Below are 15,397 nucleotides of genomic sequence, written 5' to 3'. Positions count from 1 at the left end.
TTTTCTAGAGATAAATAATGCGTGACACAGTTTATTTTACACTACCGGCTTGTACGGCACTGGAGTATTTACCGACCAACTCTAGAAACGGGGTCTTGTTGACGTAGCTTTCCAGCAACCCCAGGGCGAGGGGCTCGTCGTCTACAATGGCGCACTTCAGATTCATATCTTTATAATTAAAATAGATTTATACTCTTTCATGTCCTCACTCACTCCTTGCTGCCAGTCGTAATGACCGGGATAGGTCAGCTCCAGACGCTTGCGCACTTGTTCCAACCCGATGCCGCTTCCACTCTTGTCTGCCACGCTTTTGGGATGATAGCTGTTGGTTATTTCGCAATGTATCTCTCCGGGGCTTTCACTGAAGTGGATACGGATAAAGCTGGGTTCGGTGGGGGAGATGCCATGCTTGAAGGCATTCTCTATGAGGGAAATAAAGATGAGCGGAGCTATTTCAGTACGGCTGTCCGGTCGGACGTCTATCTTTGTTTCCACACGGACGTTGGCGGAGAGACGGATGCGCATCAGTTCGATGTAGTTGCGGATGAAGTCCATCTCCTTGTCCAGGGTGACGAAGTTCTGCTGATTGTCATACAGCACATGGCGCAGCAGTCGGCTCAGTTCCTGCACGGCAGTCTGTGCCTTGTCGGCATCGAAGGCGATGAGGGCGTAGATGTTATTCAGCGTATTGAGCAGGAAGTGCGGGTTGAGCTGGTTGCGCAGGTTCTTCAACTCGGCTTCCGTGCGGCTTTTCTCGGCTTCGCGGCGGGCGGCGTCCATCTGCGCCCAGCGGCGGCTCAGCTTGATGGCAGCGCTGAGGCCGGCGGTGAGAATCATGGTCGAGACGTCGCGCAAGATGAATATCCATTTGGGAGGCCCCATGTGCTGACCGTCATCATCGCCGCGCATATGGTTTTGGAATGTGTATTCTTGCCAAAGGTGGGCGCCGGTGGTAATGCAGATGATGAGCAGTGTGTTCAGCAGGAGATACTGCCGGATGCGTCCCTCGAACAAGTAGCGGGGAATGAGGAGGCAGTAGTTGATGTAGAATACAAGGAAGAATGAGAGGGTACTGCTGCTACCGTGGCGCAGATAGTCCGCAAGGCTGATATTGAAGCCGCTGCGTGTCATCATCAGAAAGGGGAAACCGATGACGATACCCCAGACAATGATGTGTATCAGGGTTTCGATGCCGCGGCGGCGTGGGTTAGGGAGCTGTTGTTTCATCATGATACAAAGATACGGATTTTAGGTGGATATTGGAAATATCCGCTGCCTGCGAAGCAAATCTCTGTTCGCAGGTTGCGGATAAGCGTTTCCAGGTTGCGGATATGTATCCCAAGCTTGCGGATGTCTATCCCAAGGCTTGGGATAGAGATTATTCTTAGTTTCGCATAACTTTTTTCCCTATTGCCGGAAACTTTTTTCCTAATACTTAAGAACTATTTGGCTAACTTCCGGCAAGGGAGAAAAGGTTATTCGTAGCGTATGGCCTCTATCGGGTCGAGGTCCGCAGCTTTCTTGGCGGGATACCAACCGAAGAACACTCCGGTGACGGTACATACGGCGAAGGAGAGGAATACACTCCACGGCTGGATGAAGATGGGCCAGTGGGCAACGCTCTTCACTATCCAGCTGGCTCCGCATCCGATGATGACGCCGATGATGCCTCCGGTGATGCTGATGAGGATAGCTTCGATGAGGAACTGGCTCAAGATGTCGACACCGCGGGCGCCTACACTCATGCGCAGGCCGATTTCGCGCGTGCGTTCCGTCACCGATACGTACATGATGTTCATAATGCCGATGCCGCCCACTACGAGCGAAATGCCGGCTATGCAGGCAAGCAGCGTGGTCATCAGGTCGGTGGTGGAATTCAGCATGGTGCTGAGTTCCTGCTGGCTGCGAATGGTGAAGTCGTCGTCGTCATTCTCCTTCAGCTTGTGGTTGCGGCGCAGTATCTCGGTGATTTCGTCGGTGGCATTGTCCGTCATGTCCTCGGTGAGGGCGGAGGCGAAGATGCCGCTAAGGTAGGTCTGTGCCAGCAGGCGTTTCATCACGGTGCTGTAAGGGGCAAGCACTACGTCGTCTTGGTCCATGCCCATGGAGTTGTAGCCTTTGGACTTCAGCACGCCCACCACGCGGAAGGGCACTTGGTTGAAGCGGATGATACGTCCCACGGGGTCCTCTCCTCCGGGAAAGAGGTTGTCTTGGATGGTCTTTCCGATGACGCACACCTTGGCAGAGGTCTGTATGTCGGCTTCGGTAAACATCTCGCCGTTCTCCACGCTGAGCTGCCGGATTTCGAGATAGTCCGTGCCCACGCCGCTCACGGAGGAGGGGTAGTTGTTGTTGCCCGCGATGAGCTGCCCGCTGGAGGAGACATTGGGGCTGACGGCAGCCAGGAAGTTGGTTTCGTTGCGCAGGGCTTCGTAGTCGGTCAGCTTCAAGGTCTGCATGGCGCTGGGGTCTTGGCGGACACCGCCGCGCATGTCGGCACCGGGGTGAATCATAATCATGTTGGAGCCCATCTCGGAGATTTGCGCCTGGATGCTTTTCTTCGAACCTTGTCCGATGGCAAGCATCGTGATGACGGACGCCACGCCGATGATGATGCCCAGCATGGTGAGGAATGCGCGCAGCTTGTTGTTGTTCAAGGCTCGCAAGGCTATTTTGAAAAGGTTTGTTCCGTTCATATCGTTTTAATGGAAAGTTTAAAATTAATCCCTAATCCTTAATCCCTTATCCCTCATTCCTCCTCCTGCTTAGGCAATGCTGCCAGGGCTTCGGCTGCATTCTGGATTTGGGTGTTGATGGTATCGTCCTTGATTTGTCCGTCGCGCAGCACGATGTTGCGGCTGCTGTACTGGGCTATTTCGGGGTTGTGGGTGACGAAGATGATGGTGCGTCCTTCGGCATGCAGCTTTTGGAACAGTACCAGAATCTCGAAAGAAGTACGGGTGTCCAGGTTACCCGTAGCTTCGTCTGCCAGGATAACGGCGGGATTGTTCACCAAGGCGCGGGCGATGGCTACGCGTTGCATCTGACCGCCGGACATCTGATTGGACTTATGTTCCAGTCGGTCGCCCAGCCCCACGGCTTGCAGGGCTTCGATGGCACGTCTCCGCCTTTCGGAAGCCGAGACGGAGGAGTTATACATCAGCGGTAGCTCCACATTTTCCACGGCAGTGGTTTTGGGCAGCAGGTTGTAACTCTGGAATACGAAGCCGATTTTACGGTTGCGTAGTACGGCGCGTTGAGGCTTGCTCATGGTGCGTACGGAGATACCGTCCAGCAGGTATTCGCCGCTGGTGGGCGTGTCCAGGCAGCCGAGGGTATTCAGCAAAGTAGACTTTCCGGAGCCCGATGTACCCATGATGGTGACAAACTCGCCTTCACGGATGGTGAACGAGACGCCGCGCAGGGCATGCACGGTTTCGTCCCCCACCTGGAAGTTGCGTTTGATATTTTGAAGTTCAATGACTGCTTTATTCATAATTCTTTTTTTGTATTATTTTCCGCTCTTCTTCTTACTTCCCGGAGGGCCAGGCATGAACGGACTCTTCTCACCTCCGGGAGCTTCCTGGCTCATGTCCGGAGCGCCGCTGCCGGGCATGCTGCCGATGGTGGCTTCGGTCACCACTACGGTACCTTCGTTAATGCCGCTGATAATTTCCGTGTTGACTCCGTTGGAGATACCTATCTTCACAGGATGGGCGGTAAAGGTGTTGCCTTCGCGGGTCCAGAGTTTATGTTCCCCTTCGCAATCCTTCACGATATCATTGTCGCCGATAAGCGGTTTTTCGGGGTTGAAGCGCAGGGCACGGGCAGGAGCGCACAGTACGTCTTTGCGGTCGAGGGTGAAGATGGTGACGTTGGCTGTCAGGCGTGGTTTCAGTTTCAGGTCCGGGTTGTGGGCGGAGATGACTACTTCGTAGGTCACAACCGTGCTGGTGCTGGTGCTCGACGTGCTGCTTGAGCTGGCATCTCCCAGACGAATTTGTGTGACCACTCCTTCGAACACGTCATTCGGGTAGGCGTCTACGGTAAACGTGGCGCGCTGTCCCTCTTCCACACCGCCTATGTCCGCTTCGTCCACGTCGGCCACAACCTGCATCTGCGTCAGGTCGGCAGCGATGGTGAACAGTGTCGGTGTCTCGAAGCCGGAAGCCACGGTCTGTCCTGCTTCCACGTCGCGGCTGATGACCACACCGTCGATGGGAGAGGTGATGGTGGCGTAGGAGAGGTTGCGTTCAGCCTTTGCCAGTGATGCCTGGCTGCTTTCGTAGTTGCTCTTGGCCTTCTCGTAGTTATAGACGGACTGCTCATAGTCCGTGGCGGCGATGAGCTGCTTTTCGTTCAGCGTCTTGTTGCGCTCGTAGAGTTTTTTCTGGTACTCGTATTCGGCCTTTGCACCGTTGTAGGCGGCGCGTTGCGAAGCGAGTTCGCTTTGCAGTGTCACGCGGTCCATCTCGGCAATGAGTTGGCCTTTGGTTACTACGGAATTGTAGTCTACATGAATCTTGTCGATGATACCGCTCACCTGGGTACCCACTTCCACTTCCGTCACCGGTTCGATGGTCCCCGTGGCGGTTACGGATTCGGAAATCTCGCCTTTATGGATGGTTGCTGTGGCGTAGGTCACCTTGTGCTTGGCCTTGGCACCACCGAAGAGCCATACGCCGCCGCCCACTATGATTACGGCAGCTACGGCAATGAGGATGATTCTTTTTTTGTTCATATATATAAGGTATTATAATTCGATTTTTTCTCCTTGATAAAACTTCAGTAGCTGCATATTCAGTATGGCCATGTATTTGGCTTGCAGTGTCTCCTGCTGTGCGCTGAGCAGATTGCTTTTCTCAGTCAGCAGTTCTACGGTATTCTTCATGCCCAGGTTGAACTGCTCTTGAATCAGTTCATAGCTGGTCTGCGTACTTTTCAGTTTCTCTGTGGCGGCGGCGTAGCGCTGCTGGGCGCTGTTGGCATCGAGCCAGAGGGTTTCGATGGTCTTGTACAGCGTTTTTTGGTCGTCCAGCAGGTCCAGTTCGCTGGTCTGCTTCTGAATCTTGGCTTTCTCTACGGCACTCTTGGTCTGCCGGTTGCTGAAGATGGGCACGCTTACGGTGAAGCCCAGCGAGTTGTTCCAGTTCTGTTTGACTTGCTCGCTGAAGGTGAAGTCATTGCCGTTGGCATGGCTGGTTCCGATGCCGGCGCTGAGGCTCAGCGTAGGCAGATAGCCAGCGCGGGCAATTTTGATGTCGAGGTCGGATGTCTGTATATTCAGTTTGCCGGCTTCTATTTCCGGACGGAGCACGAGGGCAGAACGGTAAACGTCCGTTTTGGTGGGCAGGGGTGCCAGTACGTTTTCCGTGCCGAGTGTAGGGATGTAGAGGTTCATCTCGGATTCGCCGTCCAGTTCCAGGAGTTGTTTCAGTTGTAGTTTGTAGTCTTGCAGGGTGGCTTGTGCGGTCACCAGTTGGTACTTGTCGGTGCTTACCTGCGCTTCCAGTTGTGCCAGGTCGCTTTTGGCTATGCTTCCTGCTTCGAGAAGCTGGCGGGCGCGTTCGCATTCGGCTTGGCTCACTTCCAGGGTCGATTCGTTCACTTTCACGGCTTCGGCGGCGTAGAGTATCTGTACGTAGGTTTGTGCGATACTTTCTTCGATGCTGTTCTCGCTCTGTGCTACGCTAAGTTCGGCAATGCGGTTGTTCAGTTGCTGTTGTTTGATGGTGTTGAGGCGCTTCCCGCCGTTGTAGAGGGTCCAGTTGGCATCGATGCCGTAGCTGCCGTTATAGGAAGTCTTGCTCTGGCTGCTGGTGATGTTGTCGCCGTCGATGGTGGTGTTTGTCTCGCTCTTCGGGCGATTCACGACACGCTGGCTCACACTGGCCGAAAGGCTGGGGAAGAGAGCGGCTCGGGCGGTCTTTACATCTACCTGGGCACTTTCCGCGTTGAGGCGGTTCTTGCGGATGGTGATGTTTTGCTGCAAGGCATAGTCGATGCACGCTTGCAAGTCCCATTGGGCGGGCAGGCTGTCGGCTGGCTGCTCGGAACTGCCGGGTATCTGCGTGGAAGTGCCGTTTTGGGCGGCCACTCCCATGCAGCTTGCCATACATAGCGCTATCACTGTCAATCTTTTTACGTTCGTCATATCTTCGTTATTCTATGGTTTTACATTTGCAAATGTAGTGGGGTGGAGAAAGGATTGCAAAAGTGATAGACGTTGAGTGAATTTTCCTCGCCTAAAATCTTTTTTGTACCGATGAATGGGAGAAGTCTTTTTTCTGTTCAACTTTTCACCTTTTTATTTGTTCTTTATATAAAAGTATTTTATATTTGTAATCATTATAATTTTATCGGCATGAAACAGACTGCGGTAAACATTTGGCGTTTTTATTTGGAAGGTTTTCGAAGTATGACGTTAGGGCGTACTTTGTGGCTTATCATTCTTGTGAAGTTGTTCATCATGTTTTTCATTCTCCGCCTTTTCTTCTTCCCACGGTTTCTGAATACCCCCGTGGTGGGCGATGACAAGGAAGGCTATGTCAGTAATGAGCTTATCCATCGGAGTCTGGGCGACTAAACACGGAGACACAGAGTTTATTTCCTTGCCCTTATAAATTCTCCGTGTCTCTCTGTTCTTACCCGATAACTTAAAAACTTAATAACTCATAACTTATAACTCATAACTTGATTCTTATGCTTGGACACATTGACACTTCCCTGATTGACTGGTCGAGAGCCCAATTTGCCTTGACCGCCATCTATCACTGGATTTTTGTGCCGCTGACACTTGGACTGGCGGTAATTATGGGCATCATGGAGACAGCGTACTACCGTACGGGTGACGAATTTTGGAAACGTACTGCCAAATTCTGGATGAAGATTTTCGGTATCAACTTTGCTATTGGTGTAGCAACCGGTATTATTCTGGAATTTGAATTCGGTACGAATTGGAGTAATTACAGTTGGTTTGTGGGCGACATCTTCGGTGCGCCGCTTGCCATCGAGGGTATTTTGGCTTTCTTTATGGAAGCAACGTTTATCGCCGTCATGTTCTTCGGCTGGGATAAGGTGAGCAAGCGTTTCCACCTGGCATCTACTTGGCTCACGGGGCTGGGCGCCACGATTTCTGCCTGGTGGATTCTGGTTGCCAATGCGTGGATGCAGAATCCCGTAGGTATGGAGTTCAATCCCGATACGGCACGCAACGAGATGGTGGACTTCTGGGCTGTGGCAACTTCGCCGATGGCTGTCAATAAGTTCTTCCATAGCGTGCTGTCCGGCTGGGTGCTGGCTGCCGTGTTTGTAGTAGGCGTAAGCTGCTGGTATCTGTGGAAGAAGCGCGAGAAGAAATTTGCGCTGGCAAGTGTAAAGATTGCCGCATGGGTAGGTCTGTGTGCCGCTGTGCTCTCTGCCTGGACGGGTGATGGCTCGGGCTATCAGGTGGCGCAAAAGCAGCCGATGAAGCTGGCTGCTATGGAAGGCTATTATGAAGGGCGGCAAGGTGCCGGATTGGTAGCGTTCGGGCTGCTGAATCCTGCCAAGCAGACACCGCAGGACGGAGTAGACCCATTCCTTTTCCGTGTGGAAATTCCGAAGATGCTGTCGCTGCTTGCCGAGCGCAAGATGGATGCTTTTGTTCCCGGCATCAATGACCTGCTGAAAGGTGGATATCCGTTGAGCGATGGTACCGTAGCGCTTTCGGCAGAGGAGAAAATAGAAAAAGGAAAAACGGCTATCGGTGCGTTTGCCGCCTATCGTGCAGCCAAGGCTGCGGGCAATGAGGCAGATGCAGAGGTGGCTGCCAAAGTGTTGAAAGATAATGTAGCCTATTTCGGTTATGGTTATATCAAGGACGTGAACGAGCTGGTGCCCAATGTGTCCCTTACGTTCTACATGTTCCGTGTGATGGTGATGTTGGGTGGATACTTCATCCTCTTCTTTATTGTGGTGCTGTTCCTGGCCTATAAGAAAGACTTGTCGCGGATGCCATGGATGCATTGGGTGGCTATGCTCACCATTCCGCTGGGCTATCTGGCTGGACAAGCCGGATGGGTGGTTGCCGAGTGTGGTCGTCAGCCGTGGGCCATCCAAGATATGCTGCCCACGAGTGCCGCCATCTCTAAGCTGGATGTAGGCTCCGTGCAGACCACGTTCTTTATTTTCCTGGTACTTTTCACTGTCATGCTGATTGCTGAGGTGGGAATTATGCTGAAGGCTATTCGCAAAGGTCCTGAAACCGAAACGCACACACCGTCACATAACTCATAACTTATAACTCATAACTCACAATGAATGCTTATATATTTCTTCAACACTATTGGTGGTTTGTAGTCTCCTTGCTGGGAGCACTACTGGTATTCCTGCTGTTCGTGCAGGGAGGTAATTCGCTTCTGTTCTGTCTGGGGAAGACGGAGGAGCAGAAGAAGATGATGATTAATTCTACGGGACGGAAGTGGGAGTTCACGTTTACAACGCTTGTCACGTTTGGAGGCGCGTTCTTTGCTTCGTTTCCGTTGTTCTATAGTACCAGTTTCGGAGGAGCTTATTGGTTGTGGATGATTATTCTGTTCAGCTTTGTGTTGCAGGCTGTCAGCTACGAGTTTCAGTCGAAGGCGGGAAATCTGCTGGGCAAGACAACGTATCGCACGTTCCTGGTGATAAACGGAGTGGTAGGTCCGGTATTGCTGGGTGGGGCAGTGGCCACGTTCTTCACGGGGTCTAACTTCTATATCAATAAAGGGAATATCGCAGATGCGGCAATGCCGGTTATCAGTCAATGGGCTAACGGCTGGCATGGGTTGGATGCGTTGCTTAATCCGTGGAATGTGGTGCTGGGGCTGGCTGTGTTCTTCCTGGCACGTATCTTGGGAGCGCTTTATTTTATTAATAATATCAATGAGGATGATTTGGTGAAACGCTGCCGCCGGGCACTTTGGGGAAATACGGCGTTGTTCCTGGTATTCTTCCTGGCCTTCGTCATCCGTACGCTGCTTGCCGACGGCTATGCTGTACGCCCGGAAACGGGAGAGGTGTTCATGGAACCTTACAAGTATCTGACGAACTTCCTGCAGATGCCGGTAGTGCTGCTTGTATTCCTGGTTGGTGTGGTGGCTGTGCTCTGGGGCATTATCCGCACGCTGTGGAAGCCGGCATTCGACAAGGGTATCTGGTTTGCCGGTGCAGGGACGGTGCTTACGGTATTGGCACTGCTGCTTGTGGCAGGCTATAACAATACGGCCTATTATCCTTCTACCCACGACCTGCAAAGCTCACTCACGTTGGCAAACAGTTGCTCGAGCCAGTTCACACTGAAGGTTATGGCTTATGTCTCTATCCTTGTTCCTTTCGTTCTTGCCTACATCTTCTACGCTTGGCGCAGTATCGACAATCGCAAGATTGATGCGAAGGAGATGGAAGAGGGAGGACACGCGTATTAATTAAAAATTAAGAATTAAAAATTAAAGGAGGATGTGTCATCTGTGTGCTATTAACTGTTTTGATACATCCTCTTCTTATTCTTTTGTCCGCTTCTCATTTAGCTGGAATTTGGGTACCAGTTTCATCAATCGTAGAATCTGTCCTTGCCTTTTCTTTATGTAAGGGGAGGGGTGTGCTGAGTCGAAGCGTATGGGGTTGGGCAATGTTGCCGCTATTAGTGCGCACTGTCCGGCAGAGAGCTTGGCTGCTGTAGTCTTGAACTTGTATTTGGCGGCAGCTTGTGCGCCATAGATGCCTTTTCCCATTTCGATGGAGTTGAGATAGACCTCCATGATACGTTCTTTGGACCAGAAGAACTCTATTAGTACGGTGAAGTAGACTTCCAGTCCTTTACGTACCCAGGAAGACTGGGGCCATAGGAATACATTCTTTGCCGTCTGCTGGCTGATGGTGCTTGCGCCCCGTTTCCGTTTTCTTGTTTCATTCTCCTTTATCGCTTTCTGTATCTCGATGAAATCGAATCCGTTGTGTGTGGCAAACCGGTTGTCTTCCGAGGCAATGACGGCCATAGGCAGGTGAGGGGATATCTTGTCGGAAGATACCCAAGTGTGGTGCCAGCATGGACTTTCACCCTTAAAGACCTGTTGCACGCTGCGAATAACCATCAGTGGCGTGATGTAGACGGGTACAAAACGATAAGCCACTACCGCTAGGATAGTGGAAATAAAGAAGAATAATATGATGTTGCGGAGGAACCGCAAAGGCTTCGGGAGTTTCATGGAGAGAGTGCCAATGTGATTAATGTGTTAATGTGCCAATATGCATATTGGCACATTAACACATTAATCACTTTACCATATTAATTAGCTGCCTCCGCATTCTTAATCATCTGTTCGCTGGCATACATATATACCTCTACGCGTCGGTTCTGGTCGGCAGACAGACTTTCGTCGTATTCGTTGTATCCCACGCCTTCCACTTTCTTGAACTGGGCCGGAGATACGCCGCAATCCTGCAAATAGTTCTCTACGGCATAGGCGCGGTTCTTGGAAACTTTCATGTTGGCTTCGTAAGTACCCACTTTGTCGGTATGGCCGATGATGGCGATATCGGTTGTCGGGTCTTCCTTCAGAATCTGTGCGAGTTCGCGCAGGGAAGCCTTTGCCTCGTTGCTCAGTGCTGCGGAGTTGAAGCCGAAAAGAATACCTGCCGCAAAGGATACTTTGACAGCCGGCAAGCCGTTTGCATCCGTCACCTGCTCCACTTGGGCGCCTTCAATCTTGGCAGCTTCGGCAGCCTTCTTGTCCATCTTGTGTCCGATGGCAACGCCGGCACCCGTACCTACTGCAGCACCTACCGCAGCTCCAATGGCTGCCCCCTTGCCTTTACCTATCAGTCCGCCGATAATGGCACCTGCTGCTGCACCGGAGCCACCGCCGATTATTCCACCTTTGGCCTTGTTGTTCATTGTGCCGCAACTGCCCAGCAGCAATGCGCCGCACAAAAGTAATACTGTAAATTTCATCTTCTTCATAACTCTTTTTCTTTAAAAGTTGACTTTATCTTTAATGTTGCAAATTTATGTATATAATAACCATATTCTTCTTTCTAAAGTTCGCCAGTTCTGTCCTTTTTTAGAGAATTTTCCTTTTGATGAGGACGAACCAGGCTGTCAGTATAAGACCTTTGGCAACGGTCGTTCCACTTACTGCCCACCAGATGGCATCCACTCCCATACCCATGTGCACCAGCAATAACGCCACCGGAATACGCATGTAATTGCATCCGATGCTGACAATGGCAGGCGGCACTGTCCGTCCCAGTCCGTAGAACACGCCCTGCATGGTAATTTCCATCATCATGAACATTTGCGAATAGCCGTCGATGCGGAGGAAATCTCCACCCACACGGTAGGCTTCGGCCTCGGGTACGAAGATAGAGAACACCTCGCTGCCGAAGAAGATGAACAGTAGTGAGCAGAGGCTTCCGAATACGCCCGTCATCCACATGGTGGTGCGCCATGCTTGCTTCACGCGCGACTTCTGCCCCGCGGCATAGTTCTGGGCGATGAACGTGCTCAGCCCCGTGGAGAATCCTTGCGAAGTATTCCAGGTGATGGCCTCGATTTGTCCACCGGTGGTGAATGCCATCAGTCCGATGTGTCCTCCCTGCTCCGAGGCGGTGCGCGAGAGGAACATATTGACGAAGGCAAATAGCGTGTTCAGCGTAGCCACGGGCAGCCCGAGCTTGAAGATGCGCCGGGTGTACTTCTTTTTCAGCGGAACGATAAAGGAGAAACCTCCGAGCACGGCGCTTTTCCCCCGGAGTTTGTAGACGAAGATGCCGAATACTGTAGCTTCGGAAAGCCATGTGGCAAGTGCCGCGCCCACTGTTCCCCAACCGAAGCCGAAGATGAACAGAGGGTCGAGGACGATGTTCATTATCAGTCCCGTCCCGCTGATGTAGAACGGAATCTTGCTTCGTCCTGCCGCGTTGTAGATGCCCGTAAAGGCAGCGGAGAGAAAGATGAAAGGCAGTCCCGTCGACACGATGCGCAGATAAGTCACGGCGGCGTCCGTGATATGCTGTTTCAGCTCGAAGATGTTCAGGATGGGGCGGGCGAAAAGAAAGAGCAGGCCTCCCCAGCAGACGGAGATGAGCAGGGCAATCGTAATGTTGTGCGAGGCAAAGCTGCGTGCGTCCTCTTCGCTGCGTGCACCGATGGACTGGCCTACGCTGACTTCGGCGCCCACTTTATTGAGCAAGGCGATGGAGCCGGACATCCACGTCAGTATGCCTACCGCACCTACTGCAGCCATGGACTCACTGCCCAGACGCCCTACCCATGCCATGTCCGTCAGGCTGTAGGCCATCTGGATGAACGAGGTGGCCATGATGGGCATTGCCAGCGTGAAAAGCTGGCGGTTGATGGGGCCTTGTGTCAGATTCTTTGTTCCTTGCACGTTGACGGGTTTTTAGGTAAACAATGTGTTGCTCATCCCCTTTTCCGCTTTCTGCGGAGACGGTGGTGGCGTTTCTGCTTGTACTTTCGTATCTTGGCATATACCAGCCAGATGAAGAGCAGACCGAAAACGGCGAAGATGAGCAGCACGATGCCTGTGTTGAGATTGTCACCTTTCACGCGGCTCCACATCTCGAGCACTAGTTCCGTGCGGTCGCCGAAGTCGCGTATCATGGCGCAGCGTTCCACTACTCGGCGGTCAGGATATTGTACCGGGTCTATCTGCAGGCTGTCGGCTCCGGGCAGGGGGCCGAAGAAGTAGCTGAGGTCGGAGTGCACGTCGAGCGTGGTATCGGTCTTGGCCTCCATGATTTCCGGTGTGGCTACGGCGCTGACGTAGCCGATGGCATCCATGTTGCGCAGTGCCACGGAAGGCTGGCAGAGGTAGTTGATGAAATAGCTTGCCGCCTTCACGTTGCGGGCGTAGCGGGGGATTACCCAGCCGTCGTACCAGATGTTGCTGCCTTCGCAGGGGACGGTGTAGTCCAGTTCCACACCCACGGCATCGGCCTCCTCGATGGCCCAGACGGCGTCGCCGCTCCAGGTGAAGTTAATCCACGCCTTGTTCTTGGTCATCATTTCCTTGCCGAAGTCGGCTTCCCAGCCGGCGATGTTGGGTTTCATCTCCTTGAGGCGTTGCTCGGCCAGGGCGATGGCCTGCGGGGAGTTGTCGTTCATCAGTTGCTCTACGGTGACGGTGCTGTCGGCCAGCTCCCGGGCGTGGGCGTAGATGATGGCGGTACCGTAGGCATCGCGGTAGCTGTCCTTCATCAGTATTTTGCCGCGGTTTTTGGAGTCCCAGAGGATGTCCCATGTGCCGGCCTCTTCGGCGGTAATAAACTTTTTGTTGAAGAGGATACCAGCGGTGCCCCACATGTAGGGCACGGCATAGTCCTCGGTCTGGCGTTCCGGTTGCGAGGTCTTGTTCAGCTCGTGGCGAATGTAGGGCGACACGTTGGGGATGTAGTCCGGCGTGTGGCCGAAGTTGCGATCGATGGGTAGCAGGAGGTCTTTGCGAAGCATGCGTTCGATGATGTACTCCGAGGGGCATACGACGTCGAAGTCCTCGTGCCCGCGCTCAATTTTGGTGAGCATGATTTCGTTGATATCGAACACCTGGTAGATGATACGGAGGTCTTCGCCCGTCTGCTGCTTGTACCAGTCGGGAAATTCGGCAAGCACATCTTCATCGATGTAGTCCGCCCAGTTGTATATCTTCAGTACACGGCTGCGCTCTTCTGTGGAGTTTCCACAAGAAGAGAGGGATGCGATACAGCACAGTAGAATCAGTATGTTTATTATCCTTTTCATCATCTTGTTCTTGACAATTGATAACTTATAACTCATCACTCACATCAATCGTTTTTCGTCCGTTCGGCCCGCTTGTTGATTACAATCAGCAGCACCAGCACCGTCACGAAGATGATGGTGGAGAGTGGCCGCAGTTCCGGCGTCAGTCCACCTTTGCGCGCATCGGCGTAGATGTAGGTGGAGAGCGTTTCCAGCCCCTGGTTGCCGATGGTGAAGATGGTCACGGCAAAGTCGTCGATGGAGAGCGTGAAAGCAAGGATGAATCCGCTTATCATACCCGGAAATATCTCCGGAAGAATAACCTTGCGCAGTGCTTGGAACGGTGTGGCGCCCAGGTCGAGTGCCGCCTCGTAGACATTCTGGTTCATCTTTTTGAGCCGGGGCATTACGCTGAGCACCACGTAGGGCGTGCAGAAAGTGATGTGTGCCAGTACCACTGTGGTGAATCCTTGCGATATGCCGAAGCTGACGAACAGCAGGAACAGCGACACACCGGTGATAATGTCTGCATTCATCATCGGGATGGCATTGGCGAAGTTCATTACCTGCCGTGTGCGCGAGCGCAGATTGAAGATGCCGATGGCTGCAATGCTGCCCAGCGCCGTACTGGCGGTGGCGGCAAGCAGGGCAATGGCGAATGTGTTCCAGATGGCATTTATCAGCGAGTGGTGCATCCCGCCCGTAAACAAGGAGCTGTACAGCTTGGTGGAGAATCCCGTCCAGTTGCCCAGCACCTTTGCCTCCGTGAAGGAGAATATCATAATAATTAAGATGGGCGAGTAGAGCAACGCCAGCAGCAGCCACAAGTAGCCGCGGGTTAAGATTCGTGTCATCATATCACACCTCCGCTTTCATTCGATGCCCCGTCCTCCTCGTTGGTAAAGAGGATGGTGATGCCTATCAGCAGCAGCATGATGAGCGAGAGGGCGGCACCGTAGTTCCACATTCCGTTGTAAATATTCTCTTGCACCGTGGTGCCGAACAGTTTGATGTTGTTCATTGTTAGCAACTCGGCAATGGCAAAGGTAGAAACCGTAGGCATAAACACCATCACTATGCCGCTCATCACTCCCGGCATGGAGAGCGGCAGAATCACCTTGCCGAATACGCGGGTAGGAGAGGCTCCCAAGTCCTGCGCAGCCTCAATCAGATTGTGGTCCATCTTCTGAAGAGTGTTGTAAATGGGGTATATCATGAACGGCAGGAAGTTGTAGACCATACCGAACACAAGGGCACCTTCGCCCAGCGGCAGGTTCAGGAAGTCGAACAGCGCCACTGTGGCAAGCGTACGTATCAAGATATTCACCCACATGGGGAGGATGAACAGCACCACCATGGTGCGTGAGGTGTTGAATTGCTTCTGGCTCAGGATATACGCTGCCGGATAGCCCAGCAGCAGGCAGACCAGCGTGGTGATAACGGCTATTCCGATGGAGTAGACAAACGTGTTCATCGCTTCGGGGTGCATCATGAACTTGCGGAAGTTGGCCAACGTAAACGCCCCTCCGTCGTCCGTAAAGGCATAGAGCACGATGAGCAGCAGCGGTACTATGACAAATACAAGCAGAAACAGCGCGTAGGGTACCGTCCAGTTGCGCCGGCGCATGAAGAAATGGG

At 52.7% G+C, this 15,397-nt stretch carries 14 protein-coding genes and 1 pseudogene; 3 read left to right on the top strand and 12 right to left on the bottom strand.

Going from position 1 to position 15,397, the window contains the following annotated elements:
• Positions 1–46: 46 nt before the first annotated feature.
• From DW896_RS02580 to DW896_RS02555, 6 genes and pseudogenes are all read right to left on the bottom strand, one after another.
• Positions 47–166, bottom strand: a pseudogene (locus DW896_RS02580) (DNA-binding response regulator); the annotation flags it as partial.
• A complete protein-coding gene (locus tag DW896_RS02575) occupies positions 163–1,230 on the bottom strand; it encodes a sensor histidine kinase (RefSeq protein ID WP_005836278.1) in 1,068 nt (355 codons plus the stop codon). The pseudogene DW896_RS02580 and the gene DW896_RS02575, both read right to left, overlap by 4 nt.
• Before the next feature lie 245 nt (positions 1,231–1,475).
• Positions 1,476–2,696, bottom strand: a complete 1,221-nt coding sequence (locus DW896_RS02570) for an ABC transporter permease (RefSeq protein ID WP_117879009.1) — start codon at positions 2,694–2,696, stop codon at positions 1,476–1,478.
• Positions 2,697–2,749: 53 nt separating this feature from the next.
• Positions 2,750–3,496 (bottom strand): ABC transporter ATP-binding protein, encoded by a 747-nt coding sequence (locus DW896_RS02565; RefSeq protein WP_005828066.1) that lies wholly within the window; start codon positions 3,494–3,496, stop codon positions 2,750–2,752.
• A gap of 15 nt (positions 3,497–3,511) precedes the next feature.
• Complete coding sequence (locus tag DW896_RS02560) at positions 3,512–4,741, bottom strand: efflux RND transporter periplasmic adaptor subunit (protein ID WP_005828067.1); 1,230 nt, start codon at positions 4,739–4,741, stop codon at positions 3,512–3,514.
• Positions 4,742–4,753: 12 nt separating this feature from the next.
• Positions 4,754–6,154: a TolC family protein gene (locus tag DW896_RS02555; RefSeq protein WP_119992838.1), complete on the bottom strand. Its 1,401-nt coding sequence runs from the start codon at positions 6,152–6,154 to the stop codon at positions 4,754–4,756.
• A 210-nt stretch (positions 6,155–6,364) separates the two neighbouring features.
• On the opposite strand from DW896_RS02555, the gene DW896_RS02550 reads away from it, so the two are divergent.
• From DW896_RS02550 to DW896_RS02540, 3 genes are all read left to right on the top strand, one after another.
• On the top strand, positions 6,365–6,586 hold the full coding sequence (locus DW896_RS02550) for a DUF4492 domain-containing protein (RefSeq protein WP_005836288.1): 222 nt from the start codon (positions 6,365–6,367) through the stop codon (positions 6,584–6,586).
• Positions 6,587–6,702: 116 nt separating this feature from the next.
• The gene (locus DW896_RS02545) at positions 6,703–8,277 is read left to right on the top strand and encodes a cytochrome ubiquinol oxidase subunit I (RefSeq protein ID WP_005828071.1); all 1,575 of its coding nucleotides are present in this window, start codon (positions 6,703–6,705) and stop codon (positions 8,275–8,277) included.
• 20 nt (positions 8,278–8,297) lie between these two features.
• Positions 8,298–9,446, top strand: coding sequence for a cytochrome d ubiquinol oxidase subunit II (locus DW896_RS02540; RefSeq protein ID WP_005828073.1), 1,149 nt, complete (start codon positions 8,298–8,300; stop codon positions 9,444–9,446).
• Between the two features lie 75 nt (positions 9,447–9,521).
• Here DW896_RS02540 and mtgA read toward each other — a convergent pair whose 3' ends face one another.
• From mtgA to DW896_RS02510, 6 genes are all read right to left on the bottom strand, one after another.
• Complete coding sequence (gene mtgA / locus DW896_RS02535; RefSeq protein WP_005828075.1) at positions 9,522–10,226, bottom strand: monofunctional biosynthetic peptidoglycan transglycosylase; 705 nt, start codon at positions 10,224–10,226, stop codon at positions 9,522–9,524.
• A gap of 80 nt (positions 10,227–10,306) precedes the next feature.
• On the bottom strand, positions 10,307–10,981 hold the full coding sequence (locus tag DW896_RS02530; RefSeq protein ID WP_005828077.1) for an OmpA family protein: 675 nt from the start codon (positions 10,979–10,981) through the stop codon (positions 10,307–10,309).
• A gap of 100 nt (positions 10,982–11,081) precedes the next feature.
• Positions 11,082–12,410, bottom strand: a complete 1,329-nt coding sequence (locus DW896_RS02525; RefSeq protein WP_005828079.1) for an MATE family efflux transporter — start codon at positions 12,408–12,410, stop codon at positions 11,082–11,084.
• Between the two features lie 32 nt (positions 12,411–12,442).
• Positions 12,443–13,780: an ABC transporter substrate-binding protein gene (locus DW896_RS02520; protein WP_193712459.1), complete on the bottom strand. Its 1,338-nt coding sequence runs from the start codon at positions 13,778–13,780 to the stop codon at positions 12,443–12,445.
• Between the two features lie 44 nt (positions 13,781–13,824).
• Positions 13,825–14,616: an ABC transporter permease gene (locus DW896_RS02515; RefSeq protein ID WP_008663130.1), complete on the bottom strand. Its 792-nt coding sequence runs from the start codon at positions 14,614–14,616 to the stop codon at positions 13,825–13,827.
• Complete coding sequence (locus DW896_RS02510) at positions 14,613–15,386, bottom strand: ABC transporter permease (RefSeq protein WP_005828083.1); 774 nt, start codon at positions 15,384–15,386, stop codon at positions 14,613–14,615. Before DW896_RS02510 ends, DW896_RS02515 begins: the two co-directional genes overlap by 4 nt.
• Between the last annotated feature and the right edge of the window lie 11 nt (positions 15,387–15,397).

This window comes from Bacteroides sp. AM41-16, from assembly GCF_003603495.1.
GTDB lineage: Bacteria > Bacteroidota > Bacteroidia > Bacteroidales > Bacteroidaceae > Bacteroides > Bacteroides uniformis.
The sequence above is the reverse complement of the archived record's forward strand: the minus strand, read 5'-3'. Positions and strand labels throughout refer to the sequence as shown.

Bases quoted from the DNA above. Each gene is read 5' to 3' on its own strand.
- DW896_RS02545 (WP_005828071.1), top strand. From the start codon at position 6,703: ATGCTTGGACACATTGACACTTCCCTGATTGACTGGTCGAGAGCCCAA.
- mtgA (WP_005828075.1), bottom strand. From the start codon at position 10,226: ATGAAACTCCCGAAGCCTTTGCGGTTCCTCCGCAACATCATATTATTC.
- DW896_RS02550 (WP_005836288.1), top strand. From the start codon at position 6,365: ATGAAACAGACTGCGGTAAACATTTGGCGTTTTTATTTGGAAGGTTTT.
- DW896_RS02555 (WP_119992838.1), bottom strand. From the start codon at position 6,154: ATGACGAACGTAAAAAGATTGACAGTGATAGCGCTATGTATGGCAAGC.
- DW896_RS02575 (WP_005836278.1), bottom strand. From the start codon at position 1,230: ATGATGAAACAACAGCTCCCTAACCCACGCCGCCGCGGCATCGAAACC.
- DW896_RS02530 (WP_005828077.1), bottom strand. From the start codon at position 10,981: ATGAAGAAGATGAAATTTACAGTATTACTTTTGTGCGGCGCATTGCTG.
- DW896_RS02515 (WP_008663130.1), bottom strand. From the start codon at position 14,616: ATGATGACACGAATCTTAACCCGCGGCTACTTGTGGCTGCTGCTGGCG.
- DW896_RS02565 (WP_005828066.1), bottom strand. From the start codon at position 3,496: ATGAATAAAGCAGTCATTGAACTTCAAAATATCAAACGCAACTTCCAG.
- DW896_RS02520 (WP_193712459.1), bottom strand. From the start codon at position 13,780: ATGAAAAGGATAATAAACATACTGATTCTACTGTGCTGTATCGCATCC.
- DW896_RS02560 (WP_005828067.1), bottom strand. From the start codon at position 4,741: ATGAACAAAAAAAGAATCATCCTCATTGCCGTAGCTGCCGTAATCATA.
- DW896_RS02570 (WP_117879009.1), bottom strand. From the start codon at position 2,696: ATGAACGGAACAAACCTTTTCAAAATAGCCTTGCGAGCCTTGAACAAC.
- DW896_RS02510 (WP_005828083.1), bottom strand. From the start codon at position 15,386: ATGCGCCGGCGCAACTGGACGGTACCCTACGCGCTGTTTCTGCTTGTA.
- DW896_RS02540 (WP_005828073.1), top strand. From the start codon at position 8,298: ATGAATGCTTATATATTTCTTCAACACTATTGGTGGTTTGTAGTCTCC.